Origin of the sequence: Enterocloster bolteae, assembly GCF_002234575.2 — a bacterium.
Taxonomy (GTDB): domain Bacteria; phylum Bacillota; class Clostridia; order Lachnospirales; family Lachnospiraceae; genus Enterocloster; species Enterocloster bolteae.
In genome coordinates, this window is record NZ_CP022464.2 from 4,704,108 (window position 1) to 4,725,258 (window position 21,151).

The following is a 21,151-nucleotide window of genomic DNA, read 5'->3' on the forward strand; positions in this document are numbered from 1 at the left end:
GAAATTTATTGATGGCTATGAACAAAATTGAACGTATCGACAAGGAGATTGCAAAGACCCGCGAGAAAATCACCGAGTACCAGAATAAATTAAGGGGGCTTGAAGCGCAGAAAACCGAAGCGGAAAACCTGCAAATCGTACAGCTTGTGCGCTCCATGCGCCTTTCCCCGCATGAGCTTTCCGCTATGCTTTCCGGGGGCGGTATTCCGGGCATGGAAGCCGCGCCGGGCTACCCCGCAGAACCCGCAGACCACGACACCGAAGAAATGGAGGACACCGAGAATGAATAAGAAAATCCTTAGAACACTGACCGCACTTTGCGCCGCCCTTATGCTTTCGGGCGGCTTTTCCGTCACCGCTTTTGCACAGACCCCGGAGGGAGAGGACGACACCAACGACAGCGGCGTTGTCTACGAGGAACCCCAAAAGGAAGAACCCCTTACCCCGGACGGGAACGCGACCCTTGTAGACGATTTCGGCGGCAACAAGCAGCTTATCACCGTAACGACCAAAAACGGCAATTACTTTTATATCCTCATTGACCGGGACGACGAGGGCGAGAACACCGTACATTTCCTTAATCAAGTGGACGAAGCCGACCTCTTAGCACTTATGGAGGACGGAAGCACCGAAGCAGCCCCGCCCGCCGTTTGCAGTTGCACCGAAAAATGCGAAGCCGGAAAGGTAAATGTGAGCTGCCCCGTCTGCAAGGACAACATGACCGCTTGCAGCGGCAAGGAAGCAGAGCCGGAAACCGAGGAACCGCCGGAGCTGCCCAAAGAGAAAGGCAATGCGGGCGGGCTTGTGCTTTTCCTTGTCGTGGCACTTCTTGGCGGCGGGGGCGCGTTCTATTATTTTAAGTTTATGAAGCCGAAGCAAAACGTCAAGGGCGGCACCGACCTTGAAGATTTCGATTTTGACGACTACGACGAGGACGAGCCGGACGAGGGGGACGGGCTTTCTGATGAAGAACAGGAGGACGAGGAAGCATGACCCTGTTTACCGACAATCCCTTTGAAAAGATGATGATACAAAGACCGGGCGGGCGGCGTGACAATGCGCCGCCCGTTCCCCATTCCCCGGCTTGCGCTTCCTGTCCGTACAAAGGGCAGCTCCCTTGTGTGGGCTACTGTCTGAAACAGGTACAGGAGAAAAAGGCAAGTGAGCCGGAACGCTGAAAATGGACTTTTAATTTTCGTTTGCAACATCTATGAGATTTTCGTAATGCAAAAGTGTTATGTTATTTTCATTTTGCAGTTGGAGCTTTCTATCACGAATATTCTCAAAATCTTTACGGAGTCCGGCTATCACAGCATAGTAGATTTGATAAGGGCAATATTTGTATAATTGTCTGGGTAACTTTGTATTGGAGAATGAGTGCTTTTCCAATTCTGCTACAATTACATTCCAATTTGCAGCAATATACATTTGCCAATCCCTAACCTGTTCAATCCCTTTATTGATTACTTCCCCGAAACGAGTACCTTTTTCTTTTGTTATCCGCCCGTTGGGAGCTTCTAATTCCACAAAGACAAATTGATAACCGTCTGAACTATTACCTATGAGCAGATAATCAGCCACATAAGCCGACCCGATTTTGAACTCTGGAAAGATATAATTATCGTCATGGTGTCCTGTTCTGTAATAATGCCGTAATAAGCCAAACAAATAATTCCATGCACGATTAGAAGCTATCCAATTTAGTATAGCTCTTTCTGTTGTATCGGAAGAAGTAATCAGTTGATAAAACTCTTTTGTCGTATCATATATAGGTGTGAACCTTGAATAATGGTTGTTGGGAAATAGCGAAGTAGCACACTCAATAAAGTAATCCATTTCTTTGTTTTTACCGCGCCTGTAATGCCCGCCACGTTTTTTATTCATTGCTTCTTCCTGTTCATCAGTAGGAGCAAAAACATCGAAAGTATGTATTGATTTCATATTGTCACCTGTTTCTTATAGTAATGCTTAAAGTATAAACCAATTTCAAACCTAAAACAACCGAAAGGAGAACAGAAAATGAAACTGATTATTGCAGAAAAGCCGAGCGTGGCGCAGACTATCGCCGCCGCGCTTGGCGTTAAGGAAAAGAAAGACGGATATATCGAGGGCGGCGGCTGCCTCATTTCATGGTGCGTCGGGCATTTGGTACAGCTTGCGGAAGCTGCCGCCTACGGGGAGCAATATAAAAAATGGAGTTTTGAGAGCTTACCCATTCTGCCGGAGGAATGGCAGTACGCCGTTGACCCGGACAAGGGGAAGCAATTCAAAACCCTAAAAGAGCTTATGCACCGCGCCGACGTTTCCGAAGTGGTAAATGCGTGTGACGCGGGGCGCGAGGGAGAATTGATTTTCCGCTTTGTCTACGAAGCGGCGGGCTGCAAGAAGCCCATGCGCCGCTTGTGGATTTCCTCAATGGAGGACGGGGCAATCAAGGCGGGCTTTGCTTCCCTCAAAGACGGGCAGGAATACGACGCGCTCTTTGCGTCTGCCCTCTGCCGCGCAAAGGCTGACTGGCTTATCGGCATTAACGCCACCCGGCTTTTCTCCTGCCTGTATGGAAAGACCTTGAACGTGGGGCGCGTCCAGACCCCGACCTTAAAAATGCTCACCGACCGGGACGCGGCTATCTCCCATTTCCAGAAAGAAAAATATTATCATGTGCGCCTTGATTTATCCGGCGCGGAAGCGGCAAGCGGGAGGATTTCCGACAAGGCAGAAGCCGACGCGCTGAAAGGGGCTTGCGAAGCAGAAACGGCGGTATGCGTTTCCCTCACCAGAGAGAAGAAAACCGCAGCCCCGCCGAAGCTCTTTGACCTTACCTCTTTGCAGCGGGAAGCGAACCGCATTTTCGGCTACACCGCGAAGCAGACCCTTGACCTTGCACAATCCCTTTATGAAAAGCGGCTCCTTACTTATCCGAGGACGGACAGCAGCTTTCTTACTGACGACATGGGCGGCACCGCAGCGGGCATTATCGCGCTGCTTTGCGAAAAACTCCCCTTTATGGCGGGCGCGGACTTCACGCCGGAGGTTGTAAAGGTATTAGACAGTAAAAAAGTATCAGACCACCACGCAATCATTCCCACTATGGAGCTTGCAAAGGCTGACCCGGACGCGCTGCCGGAAAGCGAGAAGAATATCCTTACCCTTGCGGGGGCGCGTCTGCTTTTTGCCACCGCCGAGCCGCATATTTATGAAGCGGTTACGGCGGTTTTCTCATGCGCCGGGACAGACTTCACCGCAAGGGGAAAGACCGTACTTGCGGAGGGTTGGAAAGAGCTTCAACGCAGATACCGGGCGACGCTGAAAGATAAGCCCGAAGCGGAGGACGGGGAAAATGCAGACGTGACGCTGCCGAAGCTTTCCGAGGGACAGGGCTTTCCTAACCCCGCCGCAAAAGTAACGGAGCATACCACAACGCCGCCGAAGCCCCACAGCGAAGCAAGCCTTTTGTCGGCTATGGAACGCGCCGGGAACGGGGACACCGACCCGGACGCGGAACGCCGGGGGCTTGGCACTCCCGCCACCCGCGCCGCCGTCATTGAAAAACTGGTAAAGGGCGGCTTTGCGGAGCGCAAGGGGAAGCAGCTTATCCCTACCAAAAACGGGAACAGCCTTATCTGTATTCTGCCGGATATACTCACTTCCCCACAGCTTACCGCAGAATGGGAAAACAATCTGACGCAGATAGCAAAGGGAGCCGCAGACCCCGGCGAATTTCTGTCCGGCATTGAAGCTATGGCGCGGGAGCTTGTGCAGACACACGCCGCAGCACTGGACGGGAAAAAGGATTTGTTCCGGGAGGAAAAGCCCTCTGTCGGCAAATGCCCCCGTTGCGGTTCCCCCGTCCATGAGGGGAAGAAAAACTATTATTGCAGCAACAAAGAATGTGCCTTTGTCATGTGGAAGAATGACCGCTTTTTCGAGGAACGCAAGACCGCTTTTTCCGCGAAGATTGCCGCCGCGCTCCTTAAATCCGGCAAGGCGAATGTGAAGAAGCTCTACTCCCCGAAAACAGGCAAGACCTACGACGGAACTATCGTTCTGGCTGACACTGGCGGGAAATACGTCAACTACCGTATCGAAGTGCAGAAGAACTAAAAACTTGAATAGCAAGCATAGGAAGCGGGTACCCACTTCCGTAAATCCCCGTTGCGACGCTGACGCGCCGGACGGGGATTTTGCTTGTTGGGAAGTTTCCCAAACCCTCTTTTGCGGAGGGCTTCACCCTCTAAAAATTTTCAAAAATATTTGGCAGAAATGCGGGCGTACCCGTAGTAGACCATGCAGCCAAAAAATGCAGCTTATGACGCTGCCGCAGAGAAAGGAGGTTTTTCACTATGGCAAGTTTACGGGACACCGTAAAGGACTATCAAGACGAGCTTAGGGACGGTATCGCATGGGTGGCGTTCTGGAAACAGGGGCGTTCATGGAACGCGGAATATTTTCATCTTGATATGGACGATACGCTCTACCCGGAGGACAGGAGCCGGTTAGAGGAAATAAAAAGCATTGACCCCGCCGCCGTTATCTTAAACGGCTACTATTGCGGGCATTTAGGCGAGGACATGAGCCTTGACGAGCTGACCGCCGGAGTGCGTTACCACTACGAAAACAGCATGAACGACATTGACGGTTTTATCGGAGCGCATGACGACAGGCTTCCCCCGGAGGTTATCGAGGAAGCGAGGGCAGCCGCCCATGAAGCGGGGCTTCCCTTTTCCGAAAAGCCCTACCGGGACGGGGAGGATTTTAACCCCTATGTATTTGACGGGAGCATGAGCATTGAGGATTTTGAGCTTATGCACCGCATGATTGAAAAAGAAAGGAGCGAACAAATGGCAGAACCGATTTTAAGCGGCTATCTTTCCAATCTTGGGAAGTACACCGAGGGCAGACCCGCGGGCGAATGGGTGACATTCCCCACGACTGCCGAACATCTGAAAGAAGTCTTTGACCGTATCGGGATTGACTTCAAGCACTATGAGGAATGGCATTTCACAGAATTTCAATCCACTATCCCCGGCTTGACGGAGCATTTAAGCGAGTATTCCCACCCCGACGAGCTGAACTATTTAGGGAAGCTCTTGGAAATGCAGTTTGACGACGACCGGGAGAAATTCATTGCAGCCATTGAATACGGCGACCATGCCGACAGCTTACAGGACATTATCAACCTTGCACAGAACCTTGACTGCTACTGGATTTATCCGTCCGTCCACAATGAAGAAGAATACGGGCGTTATCTGGTTGATGAACTGGAAGAACCGGAACTTCCCGAAGAAGCGAAAAAGTATTTCATGTATGAGGAATACGGGCGGGACGCTTCCATTAACGACGACGGTATGTTTACCGAAAAGGGCTATATCTACAACAACCGCAACACCTTTACAGAATGGTACGACGGGCGCGACGTGCCGGAGGAATACCGGGTAACGCCGCAGCCCCCGCAGCCGGAAAGACCCGACCCGTCAAAGGTAGAAATGGACGCAGCCGCGCCGGGGCAGAGAACGGCGCAGACCGCAGAGCAGCCACAGGAGCCGCGCCCGGTTATCCCTATCGTGCTGACGAGCGAGAAGCCCGCCGAAAAGCTCAAAGAGATTACCGACCGTCTGGAACAGGGTATTGCGGAACTCTTTGACAGCGAGCGTTACCGGGAATATCTGAAAGTCATGTCAAAATTCCATAATTACAGCTTCCGAAACACCGTCCTTATCGCCATGCAGAAGCCGGACGCTTCCCTTGTGGCGGGCTTTTCCGCTTGGAAGAACAACTTTGAACGAAACGTGATGAAAGGGCAAAAGGGAATTAAAATCATTGCTCCGTCACCCTATAAAATCAAACAGGAAATGCAGAAAATCGACCCGCACACGCAGAAGCCCGTTATCGGCAAGGACGGGAAGCCCGTCACCGAGGAAAAGGAAGTCACCATACCCGCCTACAAGGTGGTATCCGTCTTTGACGTTTCCCAGACCGAGGGAAAGGAGCTGCCGGACATTGCGGTTGACGAGCTGACAGGCGACGTTGACCGCTACAAGGATTTTTTCGCAGCCCTTGAAAAGACTTCCCCCGTTCCTATCGCCTTTGAGAATATCGAGGGCGGCTCTCATGGCTACTACCACTTGGAGGACAAGCGCATTGCTATCAACGAGGGCATGAGCGAATTACAGACCTTAAAGACCGCTATTCACGAAATCGCCCATGCGAAGCTGCACGACATTGACCTCAACGCGCCAAAGGACGAGCAGCAGCCCCACGTTGACCGCCGCACCCGCGAAGTCGAAGCGGAAAGCGTCGCCTATACTGTCTGCCAACATTACGGGCTTGACACGTCGGACTACTCTTTCGGCTATGTCGCCGGGTGGAGCAGCGGGCGGGAGCTGTCCGAGCTGAAAAGCTCCCTTGAAACGATACGCAGCGCAGCCGCCGAGATTATCAATTCCATAGACGAGAACTTAGCGGAGCTGCAAAAGGCACAGGACAAGGAGCAGACCGCCGGACAGGAGCAGCCCACCAGAGAGGGACAGGAAGCCGCGCCGGAGAAGCCGGATCCGGAAGCAGCCGCACCGGGAAAATCCGGCGCACAGGAAAAAGCGGGCGCAGCCCCGAAAGAAGCCTTTACCCCGGAAACGATTTACAGAGTGCGCCGGAACCCTTACAGCGACAGCCGGGAAAACAGCTACCTCTTGCAAGCCTATGTGACACAGGAGAACGGGCGGGCGAAAATGGGCGACGTGCTTTATACGGGAACGCCGGAGAAATGCCGCGAGCTTATGGGGCAGCTCAAAAGCGGCGAGCTGACCGAGGGCGACGTGAAGCAGCTTTACGCAAAGGCACAGGAAACGGCGCAGACCGCCGGACAGGACAAAGACACCTTTTCCATTTACCAGATAAAGGGCGGGGACGAAACAAGGGATTTCCGCTTTGAGCCATACGACCGCCTGCAGGCGGCGGGAAATGTGGTTGACAGGGCGAACTATGAGCTTGTCTATTCCGCGCCCCTTGCGCCGGAAACTTCCCTTGAAGATATTTACACCTGTTTCAATATCGACCACCCCAAAGATTTTAAGGGACACAGCCTTTCCGTTTCCGACGTGGTAGTGCTTCATCAGGACGGACAGGACGCGGCGCATTTCGTTGACAGTGTAGGTTTTCGGGAAGTGCCGGAGTTTTTACAGGAGCAAAAGCAGCTTACCCCGGACGACTTGGAAACGGGCGAAACTGTCAAGACACCGAGGGGGACTTTCCATGTGACCGCCATGAGCCGGGAGCAGATAGAAGCCGCCGGATATGGCTTTCACCACCAGTCGGACGACGGAAAGTATCTGATTATGGGGAATGGGACGCGGGCGTTTGCCGTTGCCGCAGAACAGGCGCAGCGGGACAATCCCTTGAAAACCGCCGAGCAGACCACAGAGCAGAACGGGAACATGATTGACGGTATCATCAACAACACCCCCACCGTTGACGAACTGGAAGCAAAGGTAAAGGCGGGCGAGCAGATTTCCCTTGTTGACCTGGCTAACGCTGTCAAAGCCGACAAGGAGCGCGGCAAGGGAGCGAAGCCGGAAAAGAAACCCTCTATCCGGGCGCAGCTTAGAGCCGACAAGGAAAAGGCACAGAAGAAAAACGCAAAGCAGAAGTCACAGGACTTGGAAAGGAGCTGACCCATGCCGGAACAGAGCAAATTTGAAAACATGGATTTGTTTGCTTCCCTTGAAGCGATTATGAAGCAGAACACAGGCTTTTACCAGAGCGACTTAGACATTGACAAAGAGATTATCGCAAAGGCGGCGGCAAGCCCCCACAGGGAGGACAAAACACTTTTGTGGTTCTGCCGCCCGTCCGGGACGCACTGTTTCCGGGAGCGCGACGTTTTCCTCAAAGACACCGCGCCCCACAACACATGGCGTTTCTACATGGAGCAGACAAGCGACCGCGTTCTTGCCTATGCAATCGAGCTGACGGGAAAGGAGCGCGGGAAAATCAAGGGCAATCTGTACGAACTGGACTACTCTAAACATTATGAGCGCGTCAAGGAAAAGGAGCTGCCCGCCGATACGGTGAAGCTGATTTATGAGCATGGGGAAAGGGTACAGGAAGCCGGGAGATATTTTGACGGAACCCCAGACCCGCAGCTTGGGAAATTTGAACGCTTTGAAGCCGTACCCAACGACCCGGACGCGCTGCAATCGCTCTTACAGGAAGAACGGCGCAGCCGGGAGCAGCTTTCGCCGGGGGATTTCAAGGCGCATATTGCCGCTTTGCGGGACGGGCTGATTGAAACGGAAGCGCGGCGCATTGTGCGGGAAATGAAGCGGCATTACGAGCCGAACAGCCCGAACAAGACCCATTTCATGGCAGAGCTTTCCCCGGCGTTCATGCGGCTTGCAGCCACAAAGGACACTGACCGCCTTTTCTCCATGCTGCCCTACAAGACCCTTTCCTTTTCCAAAATCGAGGGCAGACATGGGACGTATGCGCTGATTGACAAGGGGGAGAACCGGGACAGGGAGATAAGGAAGCCCCGCCCCTCTATCCGGGCGCAGCTTAAAGCAGACAAGGCAAAGACCGCCCCGAAAAAGGCGGCGGCAAAAACAAAAAATCACGATATGGAGGTATGAGCATGATTAGACTGACTGTTGAAGAAACAAACCTTTTGAGCATTTACAACGAGGGCGGCAAGCGGGCTTTGATTGAGAATGTCAACGCCGCGCTGCCCTACATGGACGCGGATATGCGGGAGCTTGCAAAGCGCACCCTTTCCAAAGTGGACGCTTTGACCGAAGCGGAATTTGCAGAGCTTCCCATTTACGCCGCTGATGAAGTATGAACGGGGTTAAGCGGCTGACGCCGCCCCAGAGCCGGAAAGTCAACGCCCTTGTGCGCCGGACGTGCTGCAATTATGATAACGGGAACTGTATCTTACTGGACGACGGGGACGAGTGCGTATGTCCGCAGCTCATTTCCTATTCGCTTCTCTGCAAGTGGTTCCGGGTTGCGGTGCTTCCCGCCGACAGGCTGCTTTATGCGGAGCTTTACCAGACAGGGGATAAGAAGAAATGTACCGAGTGCGGCGCGTTCTTTGCGTCAACCTCTAACAGTGTCAAATACTGCCCCGTCTGCCGGAAACGTATCACCCGCAGACAAGCCGCCGAGCGCATGAGGAAAAGACGCGCCCCTGTTACGCAGTAGGCGCGGAAAATCCCTTGATTTACAGGGCTTTCCGGGCGTGAAAATCGGATAGGCGATACTTTATACCTTTACCCCCAAAAATGGCGTTCTACTGCGTAACATTCACGAAAACAGCACCCATAAAAAGACAGGGCGCGGAAGTCATATACTGGCTTCCGCGCCCTGTTCTTTTTTTGCCTATCTGACATTTCCCTTTTCCATTTCTTCAAGCGGGAACTGCGGGAGGGCTTCTATCAGCTTCTTTGTGATGGACTGGCGCATATCTTCGTTGATTTCCTGTTTCGTGCTTCCGTCCGGCTGTCTGACCGCTACCGTCGATAGCCTGTCGATTTCGTCCTTGTAGCACTCCACGACTTTCTCCACCGCCCATTTTTCCCCGGCAACGGCGGCGCGTATGGTTTCATATTCCGGCATTTTCTGGTTTTCCATGCTCAACGCTCCTCTGCTTTTTGATAGCCCTATCATAGCACAGCGGCGGGGATTTTGCTATCCTTATCCGCGCTCTGTTCCCTTTTCCCGTTCCGGCTGCCTGTCTGCCTGTAAAATGCTGTCAATGTTCTGCTTGATAATATCGTATTCCCGGACTTTCTTTTTCAGCTTCCCATAGTCGGCATAAAGGGCTTCTTTCTGCGCTTGGAGGGCTTCATATTCCGATTGCAGCGCGGCAAGGTTCGGGAGCTTTGCAATGCCCGCCGCTTTCAGCGACCTTGCGGCGGCTTCATGTAGGATAATCGCCTGTTCCTGTCCGGCGCGGTACTTCTCCCTGTTCCTTGCCTTGCGGTATGCGTCATAGACGGGCTTTGTCTTTTGGTAGGTGGAAACATTCTTGATAAGCACCGCCATGTCCGCAAGCCGCTTTTCCGCGTCCTTCAATGCGTCTGCCGCCTGTCCGCTTTCCGCTGCCATTTCTTCAATCCGGCTGACTAAATCCGCGTACTGTTCAATCTTATGTTCCGTCAAGAAATTCATGGTCTTTGCTGCCTGTTTCAGATTGTGGATTTTCGCCCACTGTTCATAGCCCTTACTCTGCGCCGCCTTGATACTGTTCTCAATGTCGATAAGCAGCGAAACGCCGCGCTGCTCTCTGGGGGCTTTCGCCGCCTTTGCCCGTCTGCCCGCTATCCGTTCCCTTATGGCTTCCTCTGTATAATCCGCGCCGAGGGTTTTAAGACGGGTGAAGCGTTCCTGTCCGGGGGCGCGGCATGACACATATTTCCCCGGCTTTATCTCATAGCCCGCCGCCTGTAACCGCTGCAACAATTCCTCAAAACTGGAAACTTGGGGGATAAGCGCGTCAACGGCAATCTTTAGCTTGCCTTTCCAACTTGTACCCGTCTTTTCTGCCTGGTACTCCGCATAGCTCTTTCCCTTGCTGCCCTTGCCGGGAACGACGACGGACAAGCCATTTTCCCGACACAGCTTGTCGCTCATGTTCCGTATGCCGTAATAGCTCCTTTTGTTGGAATTATATTTGCGGTGGTCTACGAAATTTACGGCGCAGAAAATAATGTGATTGTGGACGTGTCCTTTGTCAATGTGCGTCGTGAGTACATATTCATGCTGCCCCTTTGTTACCGCGTCGGCAAGCTGCTTTCCGATTTCATGGGCTTTCTGATAATCGACTTCCCCCGGCTCAAAGGACTGTATCAGATGAAAGGCTAAATTGTTCCCCTTTTGGAGTGCTTGGGACAAGGTATATTCAAATTCAATATCTGCCGTTTCATAGGAGCAGCCGAAAGAGGACACAAGCATTTTTCCGTCCGTCTTGTCCGGGTTTTCGATATAGTCAAGGGCTTTGCTTAGAGTGCTTTTAATAGGCTTAATCTTTGTAACCGCCATATCTCCGCAAGCACCCCCTTTATTTCCTCTATGTCCTCTTGGTATGCGTTCCCCGTCGCGTTTACGCGGCGTGCTATCTGGTTGACGTTGACACCGATTTTCTGTATCTCTGCGGTCATTGCCTTTATATCGGCATGGTCTATCTGAATGATATACCCGTCAATGGCAATCTTCCGCAGATATGCCGCCATGTTCCGGGTGGGTACGAGCTTCATTTTTTCCAGTATTAAATCCCGTTCCGCTTCCGTCACTCTGAATTTGATTTGCACCGTTCTTTTGCGTCCGTTCATGTATTCGCTCCTTTCCTTTCCGTTCCGAGGGTTTGGGACACTTCCCAACAAGCAATTTTCAACCGACGCGCCGCAGCGCGGGAGGGGAAAATACGGAAGTGGGTACCCGCTTCCTATGCTTGCTACGAATGTTTTTATCCCTTATGCCTTACTACGGAGCTATGCCCGGTTTTGCCAAACTTCCGCAAAAGAAAAACGCTGCAATCCTCAAAAAAAGATTACAACGCTCTCTAAACCTTATTCAATTCTGACGGACACTTCTTATCTGCCCTCTGTTTCGACTTCCGCTATCTCCTTTGCCGTTGCGCTCACAATCCGTATGCCTGTATCGCTCATACCGTCAAGAAGCGCGTCAAGCTGCCGCCGCTGCGTGTTCTTCTCTGGCGGCGTTTCCAAAAGAAACTGGTCTACGGATATATTGTAGCGGAGCATAAGCTCAAAGAAAATCTGTAAACTTGGGTGCTGCCCCTTGTTCTCAATGTTCGCAAGGTAGCGCGGCGAGATAAACATTTCGTCGCTCACTTTCTTGCGGCTCTCCTTGCGCCCTGTCCGCGCCGCCTTTATCGCTGCCCCAAAAGCCTTGAAATCGTATTTCGGTACTGGTCTTTTTGCCATAGTTATTCACCCTGTTACATTTTACTGTTCCCCTTTCTTCTTGGATATGTCTACACAATTCAATCAGTTAGCCAAAATAATTCATATGTATATGTTGACAATTAGCCGCTTTTTTTGTATAGTATTATTAAAAGGGGGAAATGTTTATGTTACATAGCATGCGTATTCGATAAGCATTGAAATCAAAAAAGATTTTTCCCATTTTCAATATGGGCTTTTTTGTCATGCTTATTTTGCGTATGCTATACAACAAAACTAACGATGTATAGACATAGTATAAAAACTATGCCTTAATTTTGTTGTAGTGTTATATGTATAAATGCAGGTCAATGCTCATGTTGAGAATTGACCTGTATTTTTTTGCACAAAAGGAGAAATATTATGCTTGAAAAATATTGGATAAAATGTCCAATTTGTAACGGAAAGACGAGGGTTCAAGTATTTTATAATACGGTATTAAGAAATTTTCCTCTTTTCTGCCCTAAATGTAAATTAACACATATCATTGATGTTGAAAAATTAGAAATCATAATCAAAAACTCTGAAAAACAAAAGGAAGGATATTAAATGAAACACTTACCTAAAAGTACACTTACGGAAATATTGAATGACCCATACGGATTTACTTACAAAGAAATGTCGGAAGTAATTGGAGAGGATAAAGCAAGAGCCTTATATGCGGAATTGTATAAACAGCCATTTCACAAAAAAAATCTATCAATATCAACAAAAAAAGTCTATAAAAGTAGCGATACTGAAAAGTATGTTTATGAATTGAAAGACAACAGGTATATCGAAACGGTTTTTATTAAACGGCGAGATGGTGGGACTGTTTGCGTAAGTACGCAAGTTGGTTGTTCTGTTGGCTGTATTTTTTGTGAGTCCGGACGCAATGGTTTCGTTCGTAATCTAACACCATCTGAAATTGTGCAACAGGTCATATTGATACGTCAAAAAGTAAATCGTATCGTTTTTATGGGAATGGGAGAACCTTTATTCAATTACGACAACTTGATTGCAGCAATCCATATTCTTCGAGATAGAAATGGACTTAACTTTCCAACCGACGGCATTACCGTATCAACAGTTGGTCCAGTTAATCAATTAAAAAAATTGCGCGAAGAACATCTAAAAATTCAGTTGACAATATCTTTACATGCAGCAACACAGGCTGCGAGAAACTGCATCATTCCTCATATGCACATGTACGCTATTGAAGATGTTGTTAAGCAAGCATTGTCCTATTCACAAAGGCATAATCGAAAAGTGGTATTTGCGTATTTGCTTTTACCAGGTATAAATGACCGTTCCTCAGATATAAGGCAACTTGCAAAATGGTTTAAGGGCAAAAATGTTATGATTAACGTGCTGCAATACAACCCGACGAGTAATTCAAAAATTAGAGCACCACAAAAACAAGAAATGGTTGCGTTCAAACATCAATTAGAGCAAACAGGACTTGAAGTTACCATGAGAGTTTCTCATGGTAGAGAGATTAAAGCAGCTTGTGGACAGTTAGCTAATACATATAATAAAGCCAAAAAACAACAAAAATAATTTAATTAAAAGAGCCAGACGCACAGACGCAGAGCCGATAATATGCAGTTTGAAATACTGCTGTTATCGGCTCTTTTTTGATTTAATTTGTGCCCCCAATAACCATATTGGAGCAAAATCAGAACTGTTGCTTGTCGTTCTTTGATTTCCGCAGCAGCTTTGAAAAACCAAAGCCGCCGTTTCTTTTTATCTTCTAATGAAATGACGCGGTATCACTGTTAAAAGCGGCGGCTAAAAGGAGGTAGCCGCCATGAAGCACATACCATATCGACAAAATCCGACGGTCATTGACACATCAAAAAAAGCCCGACCACCGCCGGGGAAAACTACGTCTATCAATATGAACTGTCTAATCATCTGAATACCGCTTACAATACCTATACGTCTGTCCGGGCTTTTCGGACAGGCGTATTTTGCTGCTCAAAAAATTTTTTGAAAAAAATCCGAAAATCTTCGGCGTTTTTTTCAAAAGGCAGTATTGCCCCGCGAAAAGGGGGAAGCACCACCAACTTTCCAACGAGAAAGGGGGTGAGAATGTGGAACCTAATCGCAGGGAGTTTATAAAACAGTGCGCTTTCCAGAAGTTTTGTAATACGGTACTGCACAATGAAGCGTGTGACGCTCACAAAGAGCTGCACAGGCATAAGGCAAGGGAGATTACCTTTTCCGACTTGACCTTAGAAGAAGCGCGGCAGCTTCATACCTTTGATGAATATTTCAAAGGGGAAATCGCCTTTGAAAGAGCCGGGAAGAAAATCACGCCGAAGCTGCTTCTTGAAGCAATCCGTACTTTGCCGGAAGAAAAGCGCAAAGCCGTACTCCTGTACTATTTCGAGGGAATGAACGACACCGAGATTGCGGAGCTGTTCGATACGTCGAGAAGCACGATACAGTACAGGCGGACAAGCTCTTTTGAGCTGCTAAAAAAATATCTGGAGGAAAATGCTGATGAATGGGACGAATGGTAACGAACCCGGCTACCCGGAAAAAGCCCTTGTTCCCTATCCTGTCATTTTGGCAGCGACAAAGGGCGACCCGGACGCTATGAAGATTGTCTTGCAGCATTTCAGCGGCTACATAGCCCGCCTCTCCATGCGGAAGCTGTACGACGAGCGCGGGAACGTCTATTTTGGCGTAGACCACGACATTCGGGAACGGCTGCAAGCAAAACTGATGATGGCTGTCCTCACCTTTAAGGCAGAGGAATAAACCGCAGCGGCGGGACGCTTTCTCTCTCCCCCTTTTCCGTTCCGCTGCTGACGCGGCAGCAAAGCCATTCTGAACCTTGACAAAGAAAGCGGCGCAAGATAACGGCGGCGCAGCATAGGGCAAATCGGATACGTTCCTTTTGCGCCGAGCCATACGGTGGGTGCGCCATGACGCTATCCGGGTGAGGTTATCCCCGCCCGGACAGCCGAGCGACCAACACCGCGCCGGAAAGCAAGTGTAGCGGCTTGCGGGCGACGACACGCAAAATATACAATGATACTTCCTTACAGCCACAGTCCGAGCGTTAAGAGCGTCGCAGGCAATGGGTAGGGCTGCATGAGAACCATGCCGGGGTGAAATTCCCATGAGGTTATGCTAATAACCGTCCGATTAAAGCCTTTGTTTTCTTGAATAGTGGACTTGCTGCTATTCATAGACTGTATTATATGTTTGCGAAAGAAAGGGGGATTTTCTTTGACGCAAAACCAGACGCCCGTTACCACAACGGAGCATAAAATCGGAAAAGTTACTTACCTTGTATGTTCGTCCGCAAGTGAACGCGCAACGGACACACTGGATAAAAAGATAAAGAAGCTCATTCGCAAGGACATGGAGCTGAACCCCGCAAACGCCCGGAAATAGGGCGTTTCTTCACATTTTATACATGACACAGGCAGCGGTATGTGGTATAATATAGACAGTACAAATACCATGCTTGTCTGTCGTCGGAAAGGAGGACAAAATGTTACAGACAGACAAGATTACCGCTTTATATTGCAGATTGAGCCAGGAAGATATGCAAGCCGGGGAAAGCGAAAGCATACAGAACCAAAAACTGATTTTACAAAAGTATGCTGACGAACACCACTTTTTCAACACACGCTTTTTTGTAGACGACGGATTTTCCGGCGTGAGCTTTGAGCGTGAGGGGCTTCAAGCCATGCTGCATGAGGTTGAAGCCGGGAACGTGGCGACCGTCATAACAAAAGACCTTTCCCGTCTGGGACGTAATTATCTGAAAACCGGCGAACTGATAGAGATTGTTTTCCCCGAATACGAAGTGCGCTACATTGCCATTAACGACGGTGTAGACACAGCGAGGGAAGATAACGAGTTTACCCCTCTGCGGAACTGGTTCAACGAGTTTTACGCCCGCGACACCTCAAAGAAAATCCGGGCTGTCAAACAGGCAAAGGCACAGAAAGGCGAGCGCGTCAACGGCGAAGCTCCTTACGGCTACCTTATCGACCCGGATAACCGCAATCATCTGATACCCGACCCGGAAACGGCACACGTCGTAAAACAGATTTTTGCAATGTATGTACGGGGCGACCGTATGTGTGAAATCCAGAACTGGCTGCGGGACAATGAGATATTGACCGTCGGGGAACTGCGCTACCGCAGGACAGGGAGCAAACGCCACCCCCGCCCACAGCTCAACGCATGGTACAACTGGCCGGATAAGACACTGTACGACATTCTGACAAGGAAAGAGTATTTAGGGCATACCATAACCGGGAAAACCTACAAGGTATCTTATAAGTCGAAAAAGACGAAAAAGAACCCGGAGGAAAAAAGGTATTTCTTCCCCAACACTCACGAACCTTTGATTGATGAAGAAACCTTTGAACTTGCACAGAAGCGGATTGCCACCCGGCAACGCCCGACAAAGGTTGATGAAATTGACCTGTTTTCCGGGCTGCTCTTTTGTGGGGACTGCGGCTACAAAATGTATGCAGTACGCGGAGCCGGGACGCTTGAACGGAAACACGCCTACACTTGCGGCAACTACCGCAACCGGGCAAGAAATGATATGCTCTGCACTACGCATTATATCCGCAAAAGCGTATTGAAAGAACTTGTCCTTGCAGACTTGCAGCGAGTAACGTCTTATGTGAAAGAGCATGAACAGGAGTTTATCGAAACCGCCAACGAGTGCAGCGCAAAGGCAGTACAAAAGACGCTGACACAGCAGCGGAAAGAACTTGACAAGGCGCAGAACCGTATTAACGAGCTGAACATCTTATTCCGCAAGCTCTACGAGGACAACGCTTTAGGGAAACTTTCAGATGAACAATTTGCTTTTCTGACTTCCGGCTATGATGAAGAAAAAAAGACGCTGACCCGGAGGATTGCGGAGCTGTCACAGGAAATCGACAACGCCACCGAGCGCAGCGCGGACGTAAAAAGGTTTGTCGCACTGGTACGCAGATACACAGCGATTGAAGAACTGACCTACGAAAACGTCCATGAATTTATTGACCGTATTCTTATTCACGAACTGGATAAGGAAACGAACACCCGCAAAATCGAAATCTTTTATAGCTTTGTCGGCAGAGTTGATACAGGCGACAAGCCTACTGAAAGTATCTCCTATTTCAGACAGATAGGAGCCGACGTAAAGAGTTATGCTATCTAACATACATCAAAAAGAGGTAAGATAACACCCTCTGCAAAAAAGGTATCGTTATCTTACCTCAACAAATAGACCACCATTATCTGCTGGTCTGAAAGGATGTGGTATTCTCTATTCTGGAAGAGACATTAGATATTCTTTTACTCTTCCGTAATAGATACGCAGAAACTTATTAGCGCCTGCAGTCATGTAGACATAGTAAGGCTTTCCTTGAGCACGTTTCTTATCAATAAACGCATATACAGGGTCGTCCTGCGGTTTTGTTTTGATGAGACAGTCCATGACCTGAAATAAGGTTTTTCGGAGGGAAGATGAGCCGCGTTTGGAGGTTGGAACGCTTTTTTGTTCATAGGTTCCGGATTCGTTGACACCTGGGTCTACACCAGCAAATGCAGTGATAGCCCCTTTGTGGGTAAAGCGTGTGACATCTCCGATTTCAGCCATAAGCTGAGGGCCAAGAGACGGGCCAACACCCTTCATACCCATAACAACGGGATATTCCGGCAGCTTGGCGGCTGTGTCATTCATCAGGGTACGGAGCTCTTCCACGGTCTTGGAAGCAGTGTTTAATTGTTCTATGGACTGTTTCACGATCAGCTTGGTTAGATCATCTTTTGGAAGTATAGGAACAAGCTCCTTTGCAGCTCCATAGATTTCTTCAGCCTTGTCTTTGCTAAAGTTATACTTCCTACGTTTGCACCACTTCTGATAATGGTCGACAAATGCATTTAATGAGAATTTACGAACATAGTCCACATGCCAGTATGTAGTAGCAAAATCAACCCACTTCTGGCTGCCGTCCTCACGGGCAGGGCTATCAAAGTAAGTATTAACACCAGGGTAAGTCTGATCGAGGATACCGATGAGGTTATTCTTCATAGCTGTTTTGTGTTTCATGTAGAAGCCAAACTGACGGTTCATGGTCTTTAGTTGATTGCGTAGTTCGTCCATAAGACTATACTGTTTCAATTCCGTCCAACTGTCAAGGGTGTAACGAGCTATTTTTACAGCGTCAGCTTTATCAGATTTTACTTTGCGGAGAGAATGAGCTCCAAAATCTTTAATGAGCTTAGGATTTACGGCAGTTACAAAAAGACCTGCCAGAGAAAGCTCACGAGCCAGTGGTTCGTAGTAACGGCCAGTATGTTCCATAACGATGCGTGATTCACCTTCGATTGATCGGATCTGCTCAATTAAGGATTGGATGTTACTGGAGGTGTGCTTGATTTCAAAGGGAGAAGAAACGATTTCTCCATAAGGTCGTAGAATGGCGATCATACTTTTGCCTTTGGAAACATCAATACCAACAGCGTTCATGTTCATAAATTTGTCACTCCTAAAGATTATTGCAATAGATAAGTACCAGTTTTACTCATTGCCTATTCAATCTACTGTGGTGTGACACGAACGTACCAAAGGCAGTTCAACCTGCATAAAACGAACGCTGCAAATGAGGAGCTGGTTATCAGTCTTAATTACGGACGCGAAGTCCAAGAAAGGAGGCCGATATACCGATTGCTCCAACATTGTAACAGCTTAAGCAACAAGATGGATAATTCCTTACTGGCTGTAAGGGATATTAACCATAAATATATTGTAGTAGGAAAGGGGCAACCATACAAAAAAACGGCAGGTCCCTGTAACACAGGTATTTCCTGCCGCCTTTGGCGGGCAGGGCATCTTCCTTTGCCCTACCCGCCTATTCTTACTTTGAAACCGATTCTTTCTCTAAATCAATTCCTTGGTCCGTTACCGTTACTCTGCTGCTTATTCTCTGCTCTGCTGCTTATTCCCTGCGCTGTTACCGATTCCCTACTCTGCTGCCGCTGCCCTAAGACGTTTCATCATCTCATCCACATCCGCCTTCTCAATCACCAGAGGCGGAACGAAACGGATGATATTGGTCCCGGCGCTGATTAACACCAGCTTCTGCTCCAGTAGCGCTTTTGACACAATGGGGCCTGCCGGTACAGAGAACTCCAGCCCCTGAATCAATCCCATTCCCCGGTGTGCCCTGATGCAATCCAGTTCCTTTGACAGCTCCTCCAGCTTCTCATAGAGATAGGCGCCAATCTCCTTTACATGTTCCGTGATACGGCGTTTCTCAAAAATATCAAGCACTGCGCTGGCTCCCGCCGTCACCAGCGGATTGCCGCCATAGGTGGTGCCGTGGTCGCCCGGAACCATGGCGCTGGCCGCTTTGCCCCATGCCAGGAAAGCGCCTACGGGAAGCCCGTTTCCCAGCGCCTTGGCCACTGTCATCACGTCCGGCTTCACGCCGTAATGCTGCCAGGCAAACATTTCCCCGGAACGGCCCATGCCGCACTGGATTTCATCCAGTATAAGGAGCAGGTCATGTTCATCGCACAGGGCCCTGACCCCTTTTATGAATTCTTCCGTTGCAGGATAGATACCTCCCTCTCCCTGGATGGTCTCCATGATGACCGCACATGTCTTACTGTTAATCAGCTTCTTCACGCTGTCCAGGTCATTGAAATCAGCGAAGCGGATTCCCGGTATAAGGGGCTTAAAGGGCTCCTGGTAGTGGGCATTGCCGGTGACGGACAGGGCGCCCAGGCTCCTTCCATGGAAGGAATGGTTCATGGCAATGATTTCCCCGGTCATGTCCGGCTCCGCGTCCTCGCAGCCGTCGCAGCCGTCTCCCATGGTTTCATGAAGTTTGTTATAGTGATAGCGCTTTGCAATCTTAAGAGCCCCCTCAATGGCCTCGGTACCGCTGTTTGTGAAAAACACCTTATCCATATGGGATACCTGAAGCAGCTTCTCGCCGGCCTCAATGGAGGGCTGGTTGTAGAACAGATTGGAGATATGGGTCAGCTTGTGAAGCTGTTCCTCCACGGCCTTTGTATACTCCTCATCCCCATATCCCAGCGCCATGACCGCAATGCCAGCACCGAAATCCAGATACTCGTTTCCCTCTGTATCATAGAGCTTCACTCCCTCCCCATGGTCAAACACCACAGGGAACCGGTTGTACACCTTATAAAGGGCCTGTTCTGCCCGTTCCATCAACTGTTTATCAGCCATGATAATACCTCTCATCTTCTTCGGAATTATAGATAGCGGTTCCAATACCCTTGTCAGTAAAGATTTCCAGCAGCAGGCAATGAGGAATACGCCCGTCCAGGATATGCACCCTGGATACGCCGTTTTTTATGGCGTTGATGCAGTTTTGAAGCTTGGGAAGCATACCGCCTCCCAGCATTCCGCTGTCCACAAAATTCTGGGCCTCCTCCACCGTCATCTCGGAGATAAGGGAGGACTTATCCTCATAATCCTTATACACGCCCTCCACATCCGTAAGAAAAGCAAGCTTTTCCGCCTCCACTGCCGTTGCAATGGCACAGGCCGCGTCATCCGCATTGATGTTATAGCTCAGGAAATCCTCATCAAAGCCTATGGGACAGATGATGGGCAGAAAATCCTTTTCCAGCAAATCATATATGATTTTGGGATTCACTTCCTCCACATCTCCCACAAACCCGATGTCCTCTCCGCCGGCGTATTTCTTACGGCATTTAAGCATCATGCCGTCCTTGCCGCTGATTCCCACCGCATTGATACCCAGCTCACTGACCAGCTGGACCAGGCTCTTATTGACTTTATTAAGGACCATCTCGGCAATCTCCATGGTGGGTTCGTCTGTAACCCTGAGTCCGTTCTTAAACTGGGCCTCCATTCCCACCTTGCCTACCCAGCGGCTGATCTCCTTCCCGCCTCCGTGCACAATGATGGGCTTAAAGCCTACCAGCTTAAGAAGCACCACATCCTGTATAACCTTTTTCTTCAGTTCCTCATCCACCATGGCGCTTCCGCCGTATTTTACCACCACGATTTTCCTGTTAAAACGCTGGATATAAGGCAGTGCCTCAATGAGCACGGCCGCCTTCTGCATTGGTTCCAAATTCATTTTCATACTCCTCCTTATGAGCACTTAGCGCCTGTCCTTCAGGCGCTTACGTGCGATACATCTCACTGGCACTTGGCGAGGTCTTTTTCGAGCTTA

General features: G+C 49.6%; 22 protein-coding genes. 14 read left to right on the forward strand and 8 right to left on the reverse strand.

The features are described 5' to 3' along the window. Nucleotides 1-11 precede the first annotated feature (11 nt). The 3 genes from CGC65_RS21785 to CGC65_RS21795 are packed head-to-tail and all read left to right on the forward strand — an operon-like array spanning nucleotide 12 to nucleotide 1,178. A complete protein-coding gene (locus tag CGC65_RS21785; RefSeq protein ID WP_004607957.1) occupies nucleotides 12-290 on the forward strand; it encodes a DUF4315 family protein in 279 nt (92 codons plus the stop codon). Continuing rightward, complete coding sequence (locus tag CGC65_RS21790) at nucleotides 283-993, forward strand: DUF4366 domain-containing protein (protein WP_004607958.1); 711 nt, start codon at nucleotides 283-285, stop codon at nucleotides 991-993. Before CGC65_RS21785 ends, CGC65_RS21790 begins: the two co-directional genes overlap by 8 nt. After that, complete coding sequence (locus CGC65_RS21795; RefSeq protein WP_004607959.1) at nucleotides 990-1,178, forward strand: hypothetical protein; 189 nt, start codon at nucleotides 990-992, stop codon at nucleotides 1,176-1,178. The genes CGC65_RS21790 and CGC65_RS21795 overlap by 4 nt, the downstream gene beginning before the upstream one ends. Nucleotides 1,179-1,188: 10 nt before the next feature. On the opposite strand, the gene CGC65_RS21800 is transcribed toward CGC65_RS21795, so the two are convergent. Further along, nucleotides 1,189-1,941: a Shedu anti-phage system protein SduA domain-containing protein gene (locus CGC65_RS21800; protein WP_004607960.1), complete on the reverse strand. Its 753-nt coding sequence runs from the start codon at nucleotides 1,939-1,941 to the stop codon at nucleotides 1,189-1,191. 78 nt (nucleotides 1,942-2,019) lie between these two features. Between CGC65_RS21800 and CGC65_RS21805 the strand changes: the two genes are divergently transcribed. From CGC65_RS21805 to CGC65_RS21825, 5 genes are all read left to right on the forward strand, one after another. Then, the gene (locus CGC65_RS21805; protein WP_007037046.1) at nucleotides 2,020-4,104 is read left to right on the forward strand and encodes a DNA topoisomerase 3; all 2,085 of its coding nucleotides are present in this window, start codon (nucleotides 2,020-2,022) and stop codon (nucleotides 4,102-4,104) included. A 239-nt stretch (nucleotides 4,105-4,343) separates the two neighbouring features. Further along, on the forward strand, nucleotides 4,344-7,670 hold the full coding sequence (locus CGC65_RS21810; RefSeq protein ID WP_006859298.1) for an antirestriction protein ArdA: 3,327 nt from the start codon (nucleotides 4,344-4,346) through the stop codon (nucleotides 7,668-7,670). Nucleotides 7,671-7,673: 3 nt separating this feature from the next. Then, nucleotides 7,674-8,627: a hypothetical protein gene (locus tag CGC65_RS21815; protein ID WP_002585090.1), complete on the forward strand. Its 954-nt coding sequence runs from the start codon at nucleotides 7,674-7,676 to the stop codon at nucleotides 8,625-8,627. Next, nucleotides 8,624-8,836, forward strand: coding sequence for a transposon-transfer assisting family protein (locus CGC65_RS21820; protein WP_004607965.1), 213 nt, complete (start codon nucleotides 8,624-8,626; stop codon nucleotides 8,834-8,836). The genes CGC65_RS21815 and CGC65_RS21820 overlap by 4 nt, the downstream gene beginning before the upstream one ends. Then, nucleotides 8,833-9,198, forward strand: coding sequence for a cysteine-rich VLP domain-containing protein (locus CGC65_RS21825; RefSeq protein WP_002585089.1), 366 nt, complete (start codon nucleotides 8,833-8,835; stop codon nucleotides 9,196-9,198). The genes CGC65_RS21820 and CGC65_RS21825 overlap by 4 nt, the downstream gene beginning before the upstream one ends. Nucleotides 9,199-9,375: 177 nt before the next feature. Here CGC65_RS21825 and CGC65_RS21830 read toward each other — a convergent pair whose 3' ends face one another. The 4 genes from CGC65_RS21830 to CGC65_RS21845 all read right to left on the reverse strand — a co-directional run bounded on the left by CGC65_RS21830 (nucleotide 9,376) and on the right by CGC65_RS21845 (nucleotide 11,942). After that, entirely contained in the window at nucleotides 9,376-9,627 is a 252-nt protein-coding gene (locus CGC65_RS21830) for a helix-turn-helix domain-containing protein (protein ID WP_002585088.1), read from the reverse strand. Between the two features lie 63 nt (nucleotides 9,628-9,690). Next, complete coding sequence (locus CGC65_RS21835; RefSeq protein ID WP_002585087.1) at nucleotides 9,691-11,037, reverse strand: relaxase/mobilization nuclease domain-containing protein; 1,347 nt, start codon at nucleotides 11,035-11,037, stop codon at nucleotides 9,691-9,693. Further along, entirely contained in the window at nucleotides 10,998-11,327 is a 330-nt protein-coding gene (locus CGC65_RS21840) for a plasmid mobilization protein (protein WP_002585086.1), read from the reverse strand. The genes CGC65_RS21835 and CGC65_RS21840 overlap by 40 nt, the downstream gene beginning before the upstream one ends. A 261-nt stretch (nucleotides 11,328-11,588) precedes the next feature. Next, the gene (locus CGC65_RS21845; protein ID WP_004607969.1) at nucleotides 11,589-11,942 is read right to left on the reverse strand and encodes a helix-turn-helix transcriptional regulator; all 354 of its coding nucleotides are present in this window, start codon (nucleotides 11,940-11,942) and stop codon (nucleotides 11,589-11,591) included. Between the two features lie 381 nt (nucleotides 11,943-12,323). Here CGC65_RS21845 and CGC65_RS21850 point away from each other — a divergent pair, with 381 nt between their 5' ends. From CGC65_RS21850 to CGC65_RS21890, 6 genes are all read left to right on the forward strand, one after another. Further along, nucleotides 12,324-12,509 carry a cysteine-rich KTR domain-containing protein gene (locus tag CGC65_RS21850; protein WP_004607970.1) on the forward strand — a complete coding sequence of 62 codons (186 nt, stop codon included), beginning with the start codon at nucleotides 12,324-12,326 and terminating at the stop codon, nucleotides 12,507-12,509. Beyond that, complete coding sequence (rlmN, locus tag CGC65_RS21855; RefSeq protein WP_004607971.1) at nucleotides 12,510-13,499, forward strand: 23S rRNA (adenine(2503)-C(2))-methyltransferase RlmN; 990 nt, start codon at nucleotides 12,510-12,512, stop codon at nucleotides 13,497-13,499. A gap of 536 nt (nucleotides 13,500-14,035) precedes the next feature. Then, nucleotides 14,036-14,467, forward strand: coding sequence for an RNA polymerase sigma factor (locus CGC65_RS21865; protein WP_009255547.1), 432 nt, complete (start codon nucleotides 14,036-14,038; stop codon nucleotides 14,465-14,467). Continuing rightward, nucleotides 14,448-14,708: a helix-turn-helix domain-containing protein gene (locus CGC65_RS21870; RefSeq protein WP_002590583.1), complete on the forward strand. Its 261-nt coding sequence runs from the start codon at nucleotides 14,448-14,450 to the stop codon at nucleotides 14,706-14,708. The genes CGC65_RS21865 and CGC65_RS21870 overlap by 20 nt, the downstream gene beginning before the upstream one ends. Nucleotides 14,709-15,122: 414 nt before the next feature. Continuing rightward, on the forward strand, nucleotides 15,123-15,350 hold the full coding sequence (locus tag CGC65_RS21885; protein ID WP_004607973.1) for a transposon-encoded TnpW family protein: 228 nt from the start codon (nucleotides 15,123-15,125) through the stop codon (nucleotides 15,348-15,350). A 100-nt stretch (nucleotides 15,351-15,450) separates the two neighbouring features. Next, nucleotides 15,451-17,127, forward strand: a complete 1,677-nt coding sequence (locus CGC65_RS21890; protein ID WP_002569190.1) for a recombinase family protein — start codon at nucleotides 15,451-15,453, stop codon at nucleotides 17,125-17,127. A gap of 108 nt (nucleotides 17,128-17,235) precedes the next feature. On the opposite strand, the gene CGC65_RS21895 is transcribed toward CGC65_RS21890, so the two are convergent. The 3 genes from CGC65_RS21895 to argB form a co-directional block, all read right to left on the reverse strand. Next, nucleotides 17,236-18,441, reverse strand: a complete 1,206-nt coding sequence (locus tag CGC65_RS21895; protein WP_193466550.1) for an IS110 family RNA-guided transposase — start codon at nucleotides 18,439-18,441, stop codon at nucleotides 17,236-17,238. Between the two features lie 495 nt (nucleotides 18,442-18,936). Next, nucleotides 18,937-20,172 carry an aspartate aminotransferase family protein gene (locus CGC65_RS21900; RefSeq protein ID WP_002568454.1) on the reverse strand — a complete coding sequence of 412 codons (1,236 nt, stop codon included), beginning with the start codon at nucleotides 20,170-20,172 and terminating at the stop codon, nucleotides 18,937-18,939. Continuing rightward, nucleotides 20,165-21,055, reverse strand: a complete 891-nt coding sequence (gene argB / locus CGC65_RS21905) for an acetylglutamate kinase (protein WP_002568455.1) — start codon at nucleotides 21,053-21,055, stop codon at nucleotides 20,165-20,167. Before argB ends, CGC65_RS21900 begins: the two co-directional genes overlap by 8 nt. Between the last annotated feature and the right edge of the window lie 96 nt (nucleotides 21,056-21,151).